The sequence below is a fragment of the Kitasatospora sp. NPDC091207 genome (genome assembly GCF_044768625.1).
Taxonomy (GTDB): Bacteria; Actinomycetota; Actinomycetes; order Streptomycetales; family Streptomycetaceae; genus Kitasatospora.
The window spans coordinates 3,262-20,555 of record NZ_JBIVVS010000019.1; the positions used below are offsets into that span (position 1 = coordinate 3,262).

13 protein-coding genes are annotated in these 17,294 nt (G+C 75.4%); 2 read left to right on the forward strand and 11 right to left on the reverse strand.

Going from position 1 to position 17,294, the window contains the following annotated elements:
- Window positions 1-293: 293 nt before the first annotated feature.
- Together ribA and ACIQTO_RS26930 are read left to right on the forward strand one after the other, a co-directional pair.
- Window positions 294-974 carry a GTP cyclohydrolase II gene (ribA, locus tag ACIQTO_RS26925; RefSeq protein WP_402392949.1) on the forward strand — a complete coding sequence of 227 codons (681 nt, stop codon included), beginning with the start codon at window positions 294-296 and terminating at the stop codon, window positions 972-974.
- 113 nt (window positions 975-1,087) lie between these two features.
- The gene (locus ACIQTO_RS26930; protein WP_402392951.1) at window positions 1,088-2,302 is read left to right on the forward strand and encodes an FAD-dependent oxidoreductase; all 1,215 of its coding nucleotides are present in this window, start codon (window positions 1,088-1,090) and stop codon (window positions 2,300-2,302) included.
- A 66-nt stretch (window positions 2,303-2,368) separates the two neighbouring features.
- Here ACIQTO_RS26930 and ACIQTO_RS26935 read toward each other — a convergent pair whose 3' ends face one another.
- The 11 genes from ACIQTO_RS26935 to ACIQTO_RS26985 all read right to left on the reverse strand — a co-directional run bounded on the left by ACIQTO_RS26935 (window position 2,369) and on the right by ACIQTO_RS26985 (window position 17,155).
- Window positions 2,369-3,661 carry an ATP-grasp domain-containing protein gene (locus ACIQTO_RS26935; protein WP_402392953.1) on the reverse strand — a complete coding sequence of 431 codons (1,293 nt, stop codon included), beginning with the start codon at window positions 3,659-3,661 and terminating at the stop codon, window positions 2,369-2,371.
- Between the two features lie 14 nt (window positions 3,662-3,675).
- Entirely contained in the window at window positions 3,676-5,046 is a 1,371-nt protein-coding gene (locus ACIQTO_RS26940) for a family 16 glycosylhydrolase (protein ID WP_402392956.1), read from the reverse strand.
- Window positions 5,046-7,082: a glycosyltransferase gene (locus ACIQTO_RS26945; RefSeq protein ID WP_402392957.1), complete on the reverse strand. Its 2,037-nt coding sequence runs from the start codon at window positions 7,080-7,082 to the stop codon at window positions 5,046-5,048. The genes ACIQTO_RS26940 and ACIQTO_RS26945 overlap by 1 nt, the downstream gene beginning before the upstream one ends.
- Window positions 7,075-7,887 carry a polysaccharide deacetylase family protein gene (locus ACIQTO_RS26950; RefSeq protein WP_402392959.1) on the reverse strand — a complete coding sequence of 271 codons (813 nt, stop codon included), beginning with the start codon at window positions 7,885-7,887 and terminating at the stop codon, window positions 7,075-7,077. Before ACIQTO_RS26950 ends, ACIQTO_RS26945 begins: the two co-directional genes overlap by 8 nt.
- Window positions 7,884-8,900, reverse strand: a complete 1,017-nt coding sequence (locus ACIQTO_RS26955) for a glycosyltransferase family 2 protein (protein ID WP_402392961.1) — start codon at window positions 8,898-8,900, stop codon at window positions 7,884-7,886. Before ACIQTO_RS26955 ends, ACIQTO_RS26950 begins: the two co-directional genes overlap by 4 nt.
- Window positions 8,900-10,267 (reverse strand): lipopolysaccharide biosynthesis protein, encoded by a 1,368-nt coding sequence (locus tag ACIQTO_RS26960; RefSeq protein ID WP_402392963.1) that lies wholly within the window; start codon window positions 10,265-10,267, stop codon window positions 8,900-8,902. The genes ACIQTO_RS26955 and ACIQTO_RS26960 overlap by 1 nt, the downstream gene beginning before the upstream one ends.
- A complete protein-coding gene (locus tag ACIQTO_RS26965; RefSeq protein ID WP_402392965.1) occupies window positions 10,267-11,652 on the reverse strand; it encodes a glycosyltransferase in 1,386 nt (461 codons plus the stop codon). The genes ACIQTO_RS26960 and ACIQTO_RS26965 overlap by 1 nt, the downstream gene beginning before the upstream one ends.
- A complete protein-coding gene (locus ACIQTO_RS26970) occupies window positions 11,649-12,971 on the reverse strand; it encodes a glycosyltransferase family 2 protein (RefSeq protein ID WP_402392968.1) in 1,323 nt (440 codons plus the stop codon). Before ACIQTO_RS26970 ends, ACIQTO_RS26965 begins: the two co-directional genes overlap by 4 nt.
- Window positions 12,968-13,840: a glycosyltransferase family 2 protein gene (locus ACIQTO_RS26975; protein WP_402392971.1), complete on the reverse strand. Its 873-nt coding sequence runs from the start codon at window positions 13,838-13,840 to the stop codon at window positions 12,968-12,970. Before ACIQTO_RS26975 ends, ACIQTO_RS26970 begins: the two co-directional genes overlap by 4 nt.
- A 397-nt stretch (window positions 13,841-14,237) precedes the next feature.
- Window positions 14,238-16,352 (reverse strand): putative bifunctional diguanylate cyclase/phosphodiesterase, encoded by a 2,115-nt coding sequence (locus ACIQTO_RS26980; protein WP_402392974.1) that lies wholly within the window; start codon window positions 16,350-16,352, stop codon window positions 14,238-14,240.
- Entirely contained in the window at window positions 16,349-17,155 is an 807-nt protein-coding gene (locus ACIQTO_RS26985; protein WP_402392977.1) for an SAM-dependent methyltransferase, read from the reverse strand. The genes ACIQTO_RS26980 and ACIQTO_RS26985 overlap by 4 nt, the downstream gene beginning before the upstream one ends.
- Window positions 17,156-17,294: the final 139 nt, after the last annotated feature.

Here is a 17,294-nt window from a genome sequence, read left to right on the forward strand (position 1 = left end):
CCTAGCCCCCCCCCCCCCCCCCCCCCCCCCCCCCCCCCCCCCCCCCCCCCCCCCCCCCCCCGCCGCCCCCCCCCGGGGGGGGGGGCCCCCCCCCCCCCCCCCCCCCCCCCCGGCCGTGCCGGGAAGGTGCCAGGGACGTGACCGGCGGGAACAGCGGGTCCGCACGGGGCGTTGCGAGCCTGCGTCGTCACAGCCCGTACCACGGCGGGGCCACCCGGAAGCCAGTTGTTCAAATTGGAACTACCGAGTACCGTCGGGGTCCGACCATCACCCCGGTAACGGAGGCCCCGCCCATGCCGCAGCCTGCCCCGACGCAGCCTGGCACCGCTCCGACCCGGCCCGGCACCGCCACGGTGCGCTCCCGGGTCCGCATCCCGCTGACCTTTCCGGACGGGTACCGCGCCGAGGCCGAGGTCTTCACCTTCCACGGCCTGGCGGACGGCGCCGAGCACCTGGCGCTCGCCTTCGGCACCACCCCGGAGGACACCACTCCACAGGACGCGACGCCGCTGGTGCGGCTGCACTCGGAGTGCCTGACCGGCGACGTCTTCGGCTCGGACCGGTGCGACTGCGGGCCGCAGCTGCGCGAGTCGGTGGAGCGGATCGCCGAGGCCGGCGGCTACCTCCTCTACCTGCGCCAGGAGGGCCGGGGCATCGGGCTGTACAACAAGCTGGACGCCTACGCGCTGCAGGACTCCGGCCTCGACACCTATGACGCCAACACCGCGCTGGGCCTGCCCGAGGACGGGCGCGACTACACCGCCGCCGCCCAGATGCTGGCGGCGCTCGGCGCCACCGGCATCGACCTGCTGAGCAACAACCCGGACAAGGCGGCCCAGCTGGCCGGCCTCGGCATCACGGTCGAGCACCGGGTGCCGACCGGCGTGCACCTGTCCGCCAGCAACATCCGCTACCTGCGGGCCAAGGTGGAGCGGACCGGCCACTCGATCGAGCTGTCCCGGCTGGTCGGCTGAGCCCGCGGCCGGCCGGGCCACCGCGGGCCGGGCCCGTTCGTCCACGCACCTGATGCCGCCCCCCTGCGACGGGGGCATCCTGGAAGGACGTCCCAGCTCTCCAGGAGGCGTCCATGCCGACGCACCAACTGCCGGTCGCGGTGGTGGGGGCCGGCCCGTACGGGCTGGCGGCGGCCGCTCATCTGACGGCACGGGGCGCTGCCCCGCGGGTGTTCGGGGAGCCGATGGCCGGGTGGCGCGACCACATGCCGGCGGGGATGTTCCTGAAGTCCACCCCGCGCGCGTCGAACATCTCCGCGCCCGCCGCCGGGCACCGGCTGGCCGACCACCGGGCGGCCCGGGGCCTGCCGCCGGTCGGTGACCGTTACCCCGTGCCGATCGCGGAGTTCCTCGCGTACGGCACCTGGTTCCAGGAGCGGTGGGTGCCCGGGGTCGAGCGCTGCGCGGTCCTCGACATCGGCTATGACCACGGCGTCTTCAGGCTGCGGCTGGACACCGGCGAGGAGGTCCGGAGCCGGGCCGTGGTGCTCGCCACCGGGCTGCGGGCCTTCGCGCACGTCCCCGGGGTGCTGGCCGCCGTGCGGCAGGAAGGCTTCGCCTCGCACACCTCGGACCACGCCGACCTGGGCCGCCTGGCCGGCCGCCGGGTCGCGGTACTCGGCGCCGGGCAGTCGGCGCTGGAGAGCGCCGCCCTGCTGGCCGAGGCGGGAGCCCGGCCCACGCTGCTGGCCCGGACGGCCCGGCTGAGGTTCGGGACCGCGCCCGACACGGACCTGCCGGGCCAACGCCCGGCGACGGTCCGGGCCCGCTACCCGGGCTCCGAACTCGGCCCCGGCTGGAACCTCCTCGGCTACTGCCGGGCCCCCTGGGCCTTCCGTCATCTCCCCGACGACGTCCGGTCCGGCCGGGTGCGGACGGTGCTCGGCCCGGCCGGTGCCTGGTGGTTGCGGGAGCGGATCGAGGACGCCGGGGTGCCGGTGCTCACCGGATGCTCGGTGGAGTCCGCGCGGGAGCGGGCGGGCGCGGTCCAGGTGCGGCTGCGCGGCGCCACCGGCGCGCTGGAGGTCGACCACGTCCTGGCGGCCACCGGCTACCGGGTGGACGTCGAACGCCTCGGCGTGCTCGACCCGGGCCTGCGGCGGGCGGTGCGACGCACCGCGGAAGGGGCCCCCAGGCTGTCCGGCGACTTCGAATCCTCGGTACCGGGGCTGTACTTCACCGGGCTGGCCGCGGCGGACACCTTCGGCCCGCTGCTGCGCTTCGTCTGCGGTACGGACTTCGCCGCCCGCCGGATCTCGGCCGCGCTCACCGACGGCGCGGCGGCCTGACCCGCCCGTACCGGGACCACCCGAACCGACCCGCCCGCACCGGCGCCACCGGGCACCCGGGCTTCCTCAGCCGCGCGCCGCTCCCCCGGCACCCGCCCGGACCGCGCCCGCCAGCCGGCGGCCGGCGTAGCGGACGGCCCGGCCGCCGAACCGGCCGGCCTCGGCCACGGCGGGCACCGGATCGTCCGGGCAGAGCCAGGCCCGCTCGGTGCCCCGGCGCGGCCACAGATCGGCCGGTAGGCGGTGCCCGTCCCGGAGGGCGGAGCCGACCGAGAGCAGGTCGAGCTGGCCGACTCCGTAGCCGCGCCGCAGCTGCGGTCCGCGCGGCACCGGGCGCCCGGTCAGCGAGAGGTGCAGCGCCCGCACCACGTCCACGCCGTCGGAGGTCTCGAAGAGGCGGAACTGCGCGCCCGTGCGCGGATTGAAGTCGACCAGCTTGTACCGGCCGTCGCGCAGGTCGAGCCGCCAGTCGAGATCGGCGATCCCGCAGTAGCCGATCCGCCGGCACAGCCGCACGGTCAGCTCGGCCAGTTCGGGGTTGGCGACGCTCCGGGCCCGGGTGGTCACGCCCGCGCCGGGCGGCCAGGAGCGCAGTTTGACGCCGGTGAAGACGGCGAGCGGCTCGCCGCCGGGGCCGCAGGTGAGGTGGGTGATCCAGTCCTGCGCCTGCTCGGCGGGCAGGTACTCCTGGGCGAGCACCGCGAGCGGCGGGCCGCCGGACGGGGCACCGGGCCGGCCGTTCGGCGGGCAGCGGGCCAACAGCTCCGCCTCGGTCCGGACGACGGTGGTGTGGCCGACCACCGGGCGCCGCAGCCGGGTGAAGGAGGCGAGGTTCTTCAGCACCAGCGGATAGCCGAACCGCCGGGCGGCGGCCAGCAGCCCGTCCCGGTCGACGGGCGCGCAGGCCCCCGGGGTGGGGGTGTCGGTGGCACGGCAGATGTCGTACAGACCGCCCTTGTCGGCCAGCCGACGGGGCAGGTCGGCCGGCACCGGCGGCAGCAGCAGGTCCTCGGCGAGCTCCGGCGCGTACTCGGCGAGCAGCACGGCGGCCTCGTCGTCGGTGGCCACCGCCACGGCCCGCCGCCCGGTCCGCCGCCTTACCTCGCCGGCCGCCTCGCGCAGGGCGGCGACCAGGTCGGCGGGCGGCTCCCGGCCGGTGCTCGGCCTGACCAGCGCCCCGGTCAGGTAGCGGGAGAGCGCGGTGGGCGTCAGCCGGTCCTCGACCATCGCGTAGACCGGGACGCCGAGCCGGCCGAGCGTGCGCACCGCGCCGAGGGCACTGTGCGACTGCGGATAGTGCCCGACCTTCACCAGGAGCGCGGGGACGGTGCGGTCCGCGCGCAACGGGCTTCGTGCCATGGCGCTCCCACCTCTCAGTGCTGCCACACCTGGACCCACTGGGCCTGCACGGCCGCCGAGGTCGTGCCGGGGGGCGGCGACTCCAGGTACCCGACGGCGAGGTTGATCACGATCTCCATGGCCACGGTCGGGATCCGCGAGGGGTCGGTGACCTGGAACCAGACCTTGCCGTCGACGTACCAGGTCACCGTGTCGGGCTCCCAGTCGACGCCGTAGACGTGGAAGTCGGAGGAGAAGTCGGCGGGGCCCCAGTTCTGGCCGACGTGCTGGTCCGAGCCGTCCGGGCCGCGCCAGTGCAGGTTCATGTGGACGTACTGGTCGGTGTTCGGGAACTCGGCGATGTCCACCTCCGGCGGGGTGCCCCGGCTCGCGGCCGGGATCAGCCAGAAGGCGGGGAAGAAGCCGTGCGGGTTGGCCGGGACCTTGAGCGAGGCCGCGAAGTAGCCGTAGGTGAACGTGTGGCGCGGCTTGGCGTTCCAGGAGTCACGGCCGGTGCTGACCATGCCGGAGACCCACGGGTACGTCCGGCCGTCGCTGCCCGTCACCGTCCGGGGCTGCGCGGTGAGGGTGAGCCGGCCGCCGCCGGCCTTGACCTGGCCCGGCTGGTACCACTGGTCCTCGCCGTTGCCGGCGTTGGTGCAGCCGCCGTCGTTCCAGTCGTAGCAGGTGGTCCAGTTCGCCGGGTCGAGGGTGGATCCGGCGAACTCGTCGTGGAACACCAGCCGCCACGCACCGGGCGCCGGAGGGTGGTTCGAGGCGGCCGCGGCCGGCAGCCCGGAGCCCGTCGTCGACCCGGTGCCGGAGGTCCCGGCGCTGCCGGAGCAGGCCGCGACCAGCACCAGCAGGGCGGCCGCCGCCGCACCGCCCGCGGCCGGCCGGGCCCGGCCGGGCCGCGCCGGCCCGCGCCGCCCGCGCGGTTCACGCGGTTCACGCGGTTCACGCGGCGGGTCCGACGGCCGGGGCGCCGTCGGACCCGCCGCCCGCACGGGCGGTAACCCGGTGGGCGGTCGGCCACCCGGCGCGGCGCGGCCCGGCCGGGTGCGGTGCGGCAGCAGGGCGAGCACCGTGGTGACGGTCGCCAGCAGGGCGAGCGCCCGGCCCACCGAGAACGCGTCGTAGGCCAGCAGCGCGACGGCGGTCAGCGCGGCGAGCGCCGTGCTCAGCGCCACCGCGAGCGGGAGGGCGGCGAGCCGGTCGGGCCCGCCGGCGGTGCGGGCGACGGTCGGCCTGGCCAGCAGCGCGGCCGCCCCCGGGCCCAGCACCAGGAAGCCGCCGGTCAGGACGACGCGCAGCGGATCGCCGGCGGGCAGCGCGGTGGACGCCAGCGCGACCCAGCCGAGGAGGGCGGGCGCCAGACGGGTGGCGGCACGGGGAGGAAGCCTCATCACTGCCCACTCTCGGCGAACGGGCTCACGACGGCGACCGGGGCGGAGTGCCGGTAGACGGTGGCGTCACCGTCGGTGAACACGACGCGCAGCGTGGACGAGGTCGAGGCGGCGTCGCGGACCCGGTCGACGGTGTCGGCCGGCAGGATGCCGGTGAGCTTGCACTCGGCGGCCTGGGCCTTGGTGAGCACCAGGTACGAGGGGCCGGGGACGGCGGGGTCGCCGAGCGCGGCCTCGACGGCCGTGGCGGGGTCCGCGACCAGTTCCCGGCGGTCCTGTGGCGTGCCCAGGGAGAGCGCCGTCCGGCTGAGCTGGTCGTAGCGCTCCTCGGAGCCGGGCAGGTCGGCGGTGACCGACACGATCCGCGATCCGGACGGGGCGGTGTGCGCGACGTAGCGCAGGGCGGCGACCTCGCCGGGGCTGAACTCGTTCATGACCTCCTTGCTGTAGTAGCCGAAGACCAGGCCGCCCAGCAGCCCGAGCAGCGCCACCGCGGTCAGCCCCCAGCGCAAGCCGGGCAGTGCCCGACGCGGGCCCCGTGCCGGAGCGGGGGCGGCGGTGGCGGCGGACGCCTCGGAGGCGGCCGCGACGCCCGGGGGGTCGGGGGCGCGGGAGGCCGGGATCAGGACGGTGGCGGCGAGCAGGGCCGCCGCGGGCAGCGCGAACAGGTAGGCGCGGAAGACCATCTCGCCGCCGTAGCTGTTGGCGAGCAGCAGCGGGACGGGCGCGATCAGGAGCAGCGGCAGGCTGGTGCGGCGCACCCAGCGGTGGCGCACGACGGCCGTCACCGCCAGCACCAGGACGACGCCGGTCAGACCCCGGTCGACCCAGGAGGCGAACACCTGCCCCGGGGCGGGCTGGGCGAGCCGCTGCAGGCCGGGCAGCGCGTTGTTGTCGGGCGAGGCCAGCGCGGCGACCAGGTTGCCGATGTTCTTGGCCAGGTAGGGCCGCGCGACCGTGGCATCCCAGGCGAAGGTGATGCCGACGGCCCCGACGAGGGCGGGCAGGACCACCCGGCGGTTGCGGCGCGGGAGGGCGAGCATGAGCAGGGTGCTGATCAGCATCAGCGGCGTGAGCTGGTGCGAGCAGGCGATGGCGGCCGTCAGGACCAGCACCAGGACGAACGGCAGCGGCCGCCAGCCGCCCCGCGGCGGCAGGTCGCTCACCCAGGTCATCGCCCGGGCACCGGCTCCCGGCCCGCTCCGCGCGGCGGCCGGGGCTCCCCCGTCACTCCCGGCTCCCTCCCCGGGCGGGGCCTGTGCCACCCGGGTGGCCGCCAGCCGGCGGAGCACCATCGCGATCACCGCGAGGAACAGCAGGTACGAGAAGGCCTGCGGGGAGAAGTAGTCCTGGCCGATCCAGGAGGCGCTGTAGTAGATCCAGATCCCGCCCCAGACCAGCCGGCGGTCCAGGGTGACGGTACGGAAGATCAGCAGCAGCGGGCCGAGCAGCAGCACGTTGGCGAGCACGGGGTACCAGACGGCGTAGCCGAGCGCGGAGTGCAGGCCGGTGGCGCGCAGCAGCAGCACGTTGAGCTGGAAGAAGCCGGGCCACTGGTTGTAGATGTCCAGCTCGCCCGCGTAGGGCACCGAGCCGTCGTGGCGCAGCATCGCGTCCACGACCATCACGTGCTTCCAGGCCCACGCGTAGCGCAGTTCCGGGTAGAGCAGTGTGGGCGTGGCGTGGATGAAGGCGATCAGGGCGAGGACGTAGCCGGCCGCCCAGCGCTGGCGGATCCGCCGGTCGCGCAGGACGGCGACGAAGCCGGCCACGAGCAGGGCCAGGCCGGTCCAGTACAGCACCGGGAGCACCTGGATCAGGCCGAGGTCGCCCATGCCGCCGAGCCGTACCCGGGGCAGGGCGAGCAGCCAGAGGGCGAGCGCCGCCGGCAGTGCCGCGCGGGCGAACACACCGAGCGGCCCGGCCGCCCGCCATCCGTCGCGCAGGGAGCGCAGCGGCCCGCGACGGCGGGACCCGCCGGGAGCGGGGCGTCGTCCGCCCGGGGAGGGTTGGACACGAGCCAGCTGGTCAACCATTGGAGGGCCTCCCGACCGGGCTGCCCACCGCGGTGCGCAGCCGGCGGTAGTTGCGCCAGAGCCGCGTGTAGAGGCTCTCCGGCACGGGCCCGATCCGGGCTCCCCGCCCGGCGACCCAGTCCTCGAAGACGTGGTCGGGCGTGTCGTTGCGGACCATCAGCCGGCAGATCCGCAGCACCGAGTCGGACCCGGAGCTGAACTTGTTCTCGACGGCGGTCGCCGAGGTCCAGCCCGCCTCGCGGACCTTGCGCCGGACGGCCGGGCTGGAGTAGCCGTGCGGATAGGCGAACGCCGCGACCTCGTGGCCGAGCGCGTCCTCCAGGCGCCGCTTGCAGTCGACGATCTCGTCGGTGCACCGCTGCCCGTAGACGGTGTCCAGCTGGGCGTGGGTGACGGAGTGGCCGCCGATCTCGACGCCCATGGCGTCCAGGGTGCTGATCTGGCGCCAGTTGAGCATGTCCGCGGGTGGGAAGAGGCTGCCGGTGGGCCGTCCGCCCGGCGGGTGGACGGCGCCGACGGTCACGTAGAGGGTGGCCGGCAGGCCGCGCTCGGCGAGCAGCGGGGCCACCGTCCAGTAGAAGTCGGCGAATCCGTCGTCGAAGGTGAGGACGGCGGCGCGGGGCGGTACCGGGGGGCCGCCGAGGATCGCCGCGACCAGCCGGCGCAGCGGCACCACGGGCCGCCCGCTGTCGACGATCCGGTCGATCTGGCGGCGGAAGGCGGCGGGGGTCACGGTGTACGGCGCGATCCACGGCGGCGGGTCGTCCGACACCGAGTGGTAGAGGAACACCGGTACCGCTTTCATGGCCGGCTCCTGGTGGGAACCGCCGTCACGACGTCCTGCCCGACGGCCGGGGCCGCGGCGGCGGCCCGGGCGTCCGCCCGGGAGAGCCGGCCGGTGGTGTACCCGACCGCTGCCAGGCAGGCGCCGGCGCCCAGGGCCCCGGCCGCCCGCGGCCGGCGCCGGCCCAGTGCGCGCAGGATCGCGGCGGGCAGCGTGCGGCGCACGTAGCGGCGCTCGCTGGAGAGTGCGGACCGGGTGCCCGCGTACCGGGCGACCACGGCCTTGGAGCGGCCCTCCGCGTAGCAGCGGGAGCTGAAGTAGCGCCAGGTGGTGCGGGCCCGCGGGACGTGCTGGCGGACGACGGCGGCGGGCTCGTAGCGCAGCTCGCTGCCGGGGTGCTCGGCGGTGAGCCGCAGGCAGAGTTCGGTCTCCTCGCAGCCGAACGGGCTGGTGCCGATCCGGCCGAGGTCGCCGCGGAACCCTCCGGCGGCGACCACCGCGGCCCGGCGGAAGGACATGTTGGCGCCGATGAAGTTGCGTACCGCGCCGGTGGTTTCGGGGGCGCCGGGGTACGAGCAGCCGACCACCCAGTCGTACTCGGGCGGGAACCAGCCGGGGCGGCCGGTCTCCCACCAGGAGTCGACCCGGCCGCCGACGCCGAGCACCCGGGGGTCGCGGTAGCCGGCCAGCAGCCGTCGCGTCCAGTCGGGTTCGGCCACCGCGTCGTCGTCCAGGAAGGCGACGATCTCACCGCGGGCGACCGTCACCCCGGTGTTGCGGGCGCCCGAGACGCCCGGTCGCTCGGGGCTCTCGACCAGCCGCAGGCCGGGGCGGGCGGCCAACCGGGCGGTCAGCTCGGGGCAGTGGTCCACCACGACGACGGTCTCGTCCGGCCGGAGCCGCTGGGCGCCGATCGAGTCGAGGGCGGCGCACAGGTCGTCCCAGCGGTCGAGGGTGTAGCTGCAGACGACCACGGACAGGGTGGGCGCGGGGCCCGGTGCGGTACCCGGCCCGTACTTCGGCTCGGTGTTCATCACGATCTCCGATCGGACGGCAGCCAGCGCGGGAGGGCGACCAGCAGCGGAAGGGCGAGGGCCGTCGCGCCGATCAGCCAGGCCAGCCCGACCCCGGCGAGGCCGAGTACGGGCAGCAGTCCGGCGACGAGCGCGATCACGAGGACGGCGTAGACGAGTTGGAGGCTGATCATCCAGCCGAGGGCGCGGCGCACCCGGGCGACGTCGGTGGCCAGGCTCAGCACGACGGTGGGCAGGGCGGAGAGGGCCATCAGCCGCAGCACGGTGGTGCCGTTCTCGGCGTAGCCGGGCCCGAACAGGCTCAGCAGCCAGGGGGCGAAGGCCACGATCACGACGACCGCCGCGAGGACCAGCAGCGCGGTGTGCCACATCATCCGGCGGGCGTGCTCGGCGAGCCGCTCCGGCGCCCGGGCGGCCTCGACCACCAGCGAGCTGCCCATGCTGTAGGCGGCCATGTAGAGGCTGTCGGCGATCACCCAGGCGAGCGAGTAGTAGGCGTTCTGCGCCGCGCCGAGCACGGCCAGCACCATCAGCGGGACGACGCTGCACGCGGCGATGCCGGAGATGTTGCCCAGGTAGTCCGCGACGGCGTACCGGGCCACCCGCGGCGGCGCGGACGCGGTGGCGCCGGCCGCGCGCTGGTGGTCCGGGATCGCCCGGCGGAAGAGCACGACGTTGGTGAGCAGGACGGTGACGAGCAGGGCCGCCGCCCAGGAGACCAGGATGCCGGTGCCCACGGCGAGCACCGCGCAGACGGCCAGCGCACCCGCCTTGGCCAGGGCGAAGAGGGTGTTCTCGCCGAGGACCCAGCCCGTGCGCCGCAGACCGGTCAGCGCGCCGTCCTGCAGGACGAAGAGCGAGTACCCGGCCGTGACCACCACGAAGGCGACCGCCACCACCGGCTCCCGCAGGTATCCGAGGCTCGGGGAGATCCACGGGATCAGCAGCAGGAAGAGCACCGCGGCGAGCGCGCTGGCGACCACGCTCGCCGTGTAGCAGCGGACCACCAGGCGCCGGGTGTGCCGGCCGGCACCGGGGAGGAAGCGCACCAGGACGCCGTTGAGGTTGAAGCGGCCGACCGCGGAGAGCAGCCCGGCGGCGGACACGGCGGCGTAGCTGAGGCCCACCGTCCCGGCGCTGTACCAGCGGGTGGCGAACAGCCAGAAGATCGCGCCGAACGCCGCCGCGAGGGTCGAACTCGCCAGCAGCATGTGGCCGTTGCGCAGCAGCGGCTCACCGGACAGCCGGACCCGGGCGGCCCGGGCCCGGGCCTTCAGCAGGGCCCGGTAGGTGCACTGGCAGGGCAGCGGGCGGGGGCAGGAGCAGGGCCTGGCGGGGGCGGCCGAGCGGGCGGTGAGCACCTGCATCACGACCAGTCCTCCGAGCGGAACCGGCGGTCCTGCCGGCGGCTGACCAGATAGCTGAACGGTCCGTTCAGGAGGCCGCGCAGTTCGAGCCGGCCGAGCCGGGCCGCCCCCGGGTCACGGTCGCCGGTGCCGGTGCCGGTGCCGGTGCCGGTGCCGTTGACACTGCCATTGCCGCCGCCGTCGCCGTTGAGGTGACCGCGGCCGGTCCGTCCGGCGCCGGCCCGGCGCAGGGCGTACCGGGTGCCGGCCGGGAGCCGGCGCAGCAGGTCGGCCAGCAGGCCGGGGCGCTGGGTGACGGCGGCGGTCAGATAGGCGCCGAGGCCGGTGCCGAAGCCCTGGATCTGGGCTTCCAGCTCCGCCATGGTGCGCCGGTGGCGGTGCCAGACGACGGCGTCCGGCCGGTACGCGAGGGTGTGCCCGGCGACCAGGACGCGCAGGAAGGCGAGCAGGTCCTCGCCGCCGCGGGTCGGGGTGCCCGCGCCGGTCGCCGGGTCGAAACCGCCGATGCCGCGGATCACGGCGGTCCGGAAGGCCATGTTGGCGCCGGTGCCGAAGCGACCGGCGGCGAACGGGAAGAGCGGGTCGTCGCCGGCCGCGCGCATCGACCAGTCCCGGGGGGCGAAGCCCTTGCCGAAGCCGCAGTACCGCTCGAAGGCCGCCTGGGCCTCGGTGTCGAGTTCGGCGGGCACCACGAGCCCGGTGACGCAGGAGATCCGGGGGTCGGCCCGGAAGGCCCCGGCGAGGGCGGTCACCCAGCCGGGATCGGCCAGCGCGTCGTCGTCGGTGAAGGCCACCACCTCGCCCCGGGCGGCGGACAGCCCGCGGTTGCGGGCCCGGGCCAGGCCCGGGACCGGCTCGCGCAGGTAGCGCAGCCGGTCCGGGTCCAGTGCGCGCACCAGCCGCTCGGTGGCGTCGTCCTCGGGGGCGTTGTCGACCACCAGGAACTCGGTGGCCGGGTAGTCGGTGCGCAGCAGCGCGCTCAGGCTGTCGCCGAGCAGGGTGGGCCGCCCCCGGGTGCAGACGATGACGCTCACCAGGGGCGCGGACCCGGACGGCGGCGCGGCGGGGCGGGCGACGGGGGTGGCAGCGGCGGGCGGACCGGCGTCGAGGTGGCGTTCGGCCGCCTCGACCAGCCGCCGGCGCAGCCGCTCGGGGTCCGGGCCGGGACCGGCGGAGGGGCCGGTGGAAGGGCCCGCAGGACCGTCCTGGGAGGGACGGTCGGGGCCGACGGCCACCAGGCCGAGCGGTCGGCCGGCCCGGCGGACCAGGGCCACCACGGGCCCCTGCGGGCGGACCGGGGCCGTGAAGCCGGGCCGCCACGGCCCACCGGGCCGGTCGAGATCGAGTTCCACCACCTGGGCGGGCGCCCGCAGGACGGTGTTCATGACGTGCCTCCGGTCCGCAGGGTGCGCTGGCGCCACACGCTGAGCAGGTAGCCGAACGGCCCGACCAGCAGCCCGCGGAACTCGCGGCGCCCCAGTCGCAGCAGGTCGGCCTCGCCCGCGGCCGGGCCGTGCCGGGCCCGGTCGCGGCGCACCCGCTGCCAGCGGTGGAGGCCGGCCGGGACGCGCCGCACGAGTGCGGTGAGCACACCGGGCCGGTGGGAGACGACGGCGGTCAGGTAGGCCCCGAAGCCGACGCCGAAGTTGAAGACCTGCCGGGTCAGCGCGTCGCAGGTGCGCGGGTGGCGGTGCCAGACGATGGCGTCCGGCTGGTAGGCGACGGTGTGTCCGGCGTCGAGCGTCTGGAAGAAGGCCAGCAGCTCCTCGCCGCCGCGGGCCGGTGTGCCGGCCCCGGTCGCCGGGTCGAAGCCGCCGATGGCGCGCAGCAGTGCGGTCCGGAACGCCATGTTCGCGCCGGAGCCGAACCGGCCGACCGAGAACCGCATCAGCGGGTCGTCCGGGCGGTCGCGCAGCGACCAGTCGCGGGCGGCGAAGCCGCGGGAGTAGCCGCCGTACTGTTCGAGGGCGGCCTGGGCCGGGGTGTCGAGTTCGGCCGGCAGCACCAGCCCGGTGACGCAGCCGATCCGGTCGTCCGCGCGGAACGCCCCGGCCAGCGCGTCCACCCAGCCGGTGTCGATGATCAGGTCGTCGTCGGCGAACGCCACCACCTCGCCGTGGACGGCGGACAGCCCGCGGTTGCGGGCCCGGGCCAGGCCCGGGACCGGCTCGCGCAGGTACCGGACGCGGTCCCGGTACCGCGTGGCGACGAGGCGTTCGGTGGCGTCGCTCCGCGGGGCGTTGTCGACCACCAGGACCTCCACGTGCGGATAGCCGGTCCGCAGCAGCGAGTCGAGGCAGCTCCGCAGCTGTTCGGTCCGGTCGCGGGTGCAGACCACCACGCTGACCGTGACCGGGCCCGCGGGCACCCGGGCGCGGCCGACCCGACCGGGACGCGCCGCGGGTGTCGCGGTGGACAGGGCGGGAACCGGCAGTTCCCGGTGAGCGGCGTCGACCAGCGCCCGGCGCAGCGCGGCACTGTCGCCCGCTGTTCCGGTGGCCGTGACCAAGCCGAGCGGGTGTCCGTGCAGTCGCACCAACGCCAACACGCGGCCGACCGGGTCGACGGCGCCGAGACCACCGGGCGAGCGCAGCTCACCCGGATCGTCCAGGTCAAGGTCGACGACACGGACAGGGGTGTAGAGCGAGTCGCGGGCGGCAGAACGCGGGCAGGCAGCTGCGGTGCGCCGGTCGGAGCCATTCATCGTCGCTCCTCCGCGGAGGCGGACGCCGAGGACCGGGCGCCGGGACGCTCGGTGATCAGGGTCCTCAGCACCCGGCGGCCGTCGGAGACGGCGTGCAGGTGGGATCGACCGCTGCGGCGGGGGAGTTCCAGGCTCGGTACCTCGGCGATCCGCAGTCCGGAGCGCAGCGCGTGCGCGATCATCTCGGCCTCGATCTCGAAGCCGGAGGAGCGCAGGTCGAGCGCGTCCAGGAAGGAACGGCGGAAGGCGCAGTAGCCGTAGCACAGGTCGGTGAGGCCTGCGTCGTACAGGCGGTTGACCACGGCGAGCAGGGCGCGGTTGCCGAACGACCGGACCTTGGTGAGGTCCAGCGAGCCGCCGCCGGCAATGCACCGGGAGCCCTTGACGAAGTCGAAGCCGTGGTCGAGGAAGTGGAGGAAGTGCGGGATCTCGCCGGGCCACATGGAGCCGTCGGCGTCCATCATGACGATGTACTCGCCACGGGCGGCGGCGAAGCCGGTCCGCAGCGCGTTGCCCTTGCCGGGTCCGCTCTGCTGGACGCTGCGGACGGTCGGCAGGCAGTGCCGGGCCATCGGGACGGTGGCGTCGTCGGAGGAGCCGTCGACCAGGATGACCTCGTCGACGCAGCGCGGGATCTGCTCGAACACCCAGGGGATGTTGCGGGCCTCGTTCTGGGCGGGGACGACCAGGGTGACGCTGTGCTGACTGGCGACGCCGTCCCCGGCCCGGCGCATCGGCCGGCGGGCGACGGCCCGGTCCTCGGCCCGGCGCTGCGGCCGGCGGGCGAGGGCCCGGTCCTCGGCGCGGCGCTGCGGCCGGCCGTCGTGGTCCGGGGGCGGAACGACGTGGGGGGGCAGGGTGGTGCTCATCGGGGACGGCCTCTCGGAAGGAGGCGACGGGCGGCGCCGGAACAGGACGCGGCCCCTGTGACGGGGCGGGCCCGGTGCGCACGGGTGGCGCACGGGGGCGGGGCCCCGGGAAGCGAGCCCCCGGAGGGACTGCCGAAACGGTGGAGAGCGGCTTTGGGGAGACAACGCGTGAGCGGTGCGCCGCCGGCTCTCGGGCGCCGAAGCGCCGGTCTGTCGAACTGGCCGAATGTGCTTCCCGCACCGGAGTACGGGGTGTGCCAGGGCCTCATCGTGCCCAGGTGACGGGCGTCACGTCAAGTAGTTTGTCCGGATTTTGCCATATCTGACCGGTTGGGCTTCGGCACCGGGACCCCCTCGGCGACGCCCGCCGGCAGCGGGAACCGGTGCCGCCCGCGCGTCAGCCGCCGACCGGCCGGCCGCCCGGCTCCTCGGCGATCCGGCGGGCGATCTCGGCCGGCCGCACCGGCCGCCCGAAGTGCCAGCCCTGCGCCCAGTCGCAGCCGATGCCGCGCAGCCGCTCGGCGTCCCGGCGGGTCTCCACGCCCTCGGCGGTGACGGTCAGGCCCAGCGCGTGCGCCATCGACACCAGGCCGCTGACGATCCGCCAGCCGGTGGCCGCGTCCTTGGCCGGGTCGTGCAGGTCGCCGACGAAGGAGCCGGCGATCTTCAGCCCGGAGACCGGCAGGTCCCGCAGGTAGGCGAGGTTGGACCAGCCGGTGCCGAAGTCGTCCACGGCGAGCGAGACACCCTGGTCGACCAGCCCGTGCAAGGTCCGCAGCGCCTCGTCCTCCGGGCCGACCACGGTGGACTCGGTGATCTCCAGCTGGAGCCGGGCCGGGTCCAGGCCGGTGGAGTCGAGGATCCGGCCGAGATCGGTCACCAGGGCGGCGCTGCGGGCCTGACGGACCGCCAGGTTGACGTTCAGCTGGGGCGCGTCGTCACCGAACCGCTTGATCCAGTCGGCCGCCTGGCCGCAGGCCTGCTCCAGCACCCAGCGGCCGAGCGGCATGATCAGCCCGGTCTCCTCGGCGGTGGTGACGAACTCGTCCGGGCCCAGCACGCCGAGCTGCGGGTGGCGCCAGCGCACCAGCGCCTCGACGGCGGCGAGCCGTCCGTCGGCCAGCGCGTACAACGGCTGGTAGTCGATGAAGAACTCGCCGCGGTCGAGCGCGGCCGGCATCCGGACCGAGACCGCGTACCGGCTGACCGCGCGGGCGTTCTCCTTGGGGTCGAAGAGCGTCCAGCGGCCGCGGCCGGCCTCCTTGGCCCGGTACAGCGTCAGATCGGCGGCGCGGACGGCGGCGCCCGGCGTGGTGGTCGAGACGCGCCGTTCCAGCACGCCCACACTGGCCCCGACGGCCAGTTTGTGATCCCCGATCAGGACGGGTCCGGCGAGCGCCTTCAGCACCGTCTTGGCCGCGGCGACGGCCTCCTGCTCGCCCCGGCAGTTCTCCAGCAGGACGACGAACTCGTCGCCGCCGAGGCGGGCGACGAGGTGGCCGAGCGGGGTCAGGGCGGCCTTCAGCCGGGCCGCGACGGCGGCCAGCAGCTGGTCGCCGGTGTCGTGGCCGAGGCTGTCGTTGACCACCTTGAAGCCGTCGAGGTCGACGTAGCAGAGGCCGAACCGGGCACCCGGGTCCGGCTCCTCGAAGAGCTTCTCCAGCCGTTCGAAGAAGGCGGCCCGGTTGGGCAGCCCGGTCAGCGGGTCGTGGGTGGCCTGGTGGCGCAGCCGCTCCTGCAGCCGGTAGCGGTCGGTGATGTCCTCCAGCATCGCCACCTGGTACTGCGGGCGGCCGTCGTCGTCCCGGATCAGCGAGACCGTGAGGTGGGTCCAGACCACCTCGCCGTCGTGCCGGTAGTACGGCTTGTCGAACTGGAAGTAGTCCCGCTTGCCGCTGATCAGCTCCTCGTACGCCTCCCAGACGCCGGGGGTGTCCTCGGGGTGGACGAGGTCGCCGACCCGGCGCCCCCGCATGTCCTCCGGGGCGGCCCCGAACAGCTCCTGGAGCGCCTTGTTGACGGCGAGGATGTTGCCCTCGGTGTCACCGATGCCGATGCCGATCGCCGCGCTCTCGAACAGCGCGCGGAACCGGGCCTCGGAGGCGCGCAGCGCCCGCTCGGCCTCCCGGCGGGCGGTGTCGGCGGCGGTCCGGATGGCCTCCTGCTCGCGCAGGGTCCGCTCGCGCAGGGCGGCCGCCCAGCCGGCCGCGAAGGCGCCGCAGAGCGCGGGCCCGCGGTCGTCGGTGGCGGGCTGCTCCTGGAGCAGTTCGACGGCCCGGGCCAGCACCACCGGGTCGGTGAAGTGCGCGTCGACGAGTTCGGCGCCGGCCTGGGCGGCCAGCCGCGGCTCGAACGGCTCGCCCAGCTGGGCGCGGTGCAGCAGCCCGGCGGTCCGGGAGACCAGCCTGCCGAGCAGGCCGGGGTGGACCGCCGTGCCGTGATCGCCGGAGAGCAGCCGCGCCCAGTCCTCGTGGAACCGTTCGGCGCTGCCCGGTACCGGCGCTTCGTTCACGGGCGGAACCCCACGCCCGCCATCCCGGTCATCCGCTCGGGGTTGCTGCCGACCGCCTCGGGCTGGTCGGGGCGCCACTGCGGCAGGTAGACCACACCGGGCCCGACCAGCTCGAAGCCGGCGAACATCGCGGTGATCTGCTCGCGGGTGCGCATGGTCAGCGGGGTGGGGGTCATCCGGTACAGCTTCTGGTGGTCCTCGGCCTGGTCGGGGCGGCCCTCCAGGGAGGCGTGCGACAGGATCAGCGCGCTGCCCGGCGGCAGCGCCTCGCGCAGCACCGCGAGCAGCTTCCAGGGGTCCTCGGAGTCACTGACGAAGTGCATGACGGCGACCAGCAGCACGGCCACCGGCTCGCCGGCCGCGAGCAGCGCGGTCACCTCGGGACGGCCCAGCAGGTCGTCGATGTCCCGGACGTCGGCCTGGACCACGGAGCAGCCCTCGTCGTCCGCCAGGAGCAGCCGGCTGTGCGCGACGGCGACCGGGTCGCGGTCGACGTACACCACCTCGGTCTCGGGGCGGATCGCGCGGGCGATCTCGTGCACCGTCCCGAAGGTCGGGATGCCGGAGCCGATGTCCAGGAAGCGGGTGACGCCCCGCTCGGCGGCGAACTGGACCGCGCGGCGCAGGAAGGCCCGGTTGGAGCGCATGATCTGGGGCAGCTCCGGCCAGAGCGCGATCGCCTGGCGGGCCATCTCCCGGTCCACCTCGAAGTTGTGCGAACCACCGAGGTAGTAGTCGTAGACCCGCGCGGCGTTCGGTTTGTCCAGGTCCGTGCCCTCCGGTACCCAGTTCGGTCGCCGCATCCTCGGGACTCCTTCGCTCCGGTTCCGGTAAACCAGCAGCCCGAAGGGACAGCTGGTTCTGATGAGACTACAAGCACAAAAGATCCTCCTCTGCACGCCGAACGCGTGCAAGCGGAATCACCTCGTCCCGCCCGCGGAG